Origin of the sequence: Pseudomonas sp. TWR2-1-1 (assembly GCF_049897045.1) — a bacterium.
Taxonomy (GTDB): Bacteria; Pseudomonadota; Gammaproteobacteria; order Pseudomonadales; family Pseudomonadaceae; genus Aquipseudomonas; species Aquipseudomonas versuta.
This window is the reverse complement of the sequence record NZ_JAFCVM010000024.1, coordinates 1-787: the sequence shown is the minus strand read 5'-3', so window position 1 is coordinate 787 and position 787 is coordinate 1. Positions and strand designations below refer to the sequence as shown.

1 rRNA gene is annotated in these 787 nt (G+C 49.4%); it reads left to right on the top strand.

The features are described 5' to 3' along the window. Nucleotides 1-317 precede the first annotated feature (317 nt). Nucleotides 318-787 (top strand): 16S ribosomal RNA (locus ACP7BO_RS23790); the annotation flags it as partial.

Sequence of the window (787 nt, the reverse complement as noted above, 5' to 3'; positions counted from 1 at the left end):
TAACGCTGTAGAATTCGCCTCCCGCTAACGAGAGATCGAAAGCGCAAGTGGTTGATGTTACAAAGGAAACTTTGAAAACATCCTAAAATAACCGCTTGACAGCAACAGAGGCTGCTGTAGAATGCGCGCCTCGGTTGAGCGAAAGCTTAACCAACCGCTCTTTAACAACTGAATCAAGCAATTCGTGTGGGTGCTTGTGGAGTCAGACTGATAGTCAACAAGATTATCAGCATCACAAGTTACTCCGCGAGAAATCAAAGATGTAACCAACGATTGCTGAGCCAAGTTTAGGGTTTCTTAAAAACCCAAAGATGTTTGAACTGAAGAGTTTGATCATGGCTCAGATTGAACGCTGGCGGCAGGCCTAACACATGCAAGTCGAGCGGTAGAGAGGTGCTTGCACCTCTTGAGAGCGGCGGACGGGTGAGTAATACCTAGGAATCTGCCTGGTAGTGGGGGATAACGTTCGGAAACGGACGCTAATACCGCATACGTCCTACGGGAGAAAGCAGGGGACCTTCGGGCCTTGCGCTATCAGATGAGCCTAGGTCGGATTAGCTAGTTGGTGAGGTAATGGCTCACCAAGGCTACGATCCGTAACTGGTCTGAGAGGATGATCAGTCACACTGGAACTGAGACACGGTCCAGACTCCTACGGGAGGCAGCAGTGGGGAATATTGGACAATGGGCGAAAGCCTGATCCAGCCATGCCGCGTGTGTGAAGAAGGTCTTCGGATTGTAAAGCACTTTAAGTTGGGAGGAAGGGCATTAACCTAATACGTTAGTG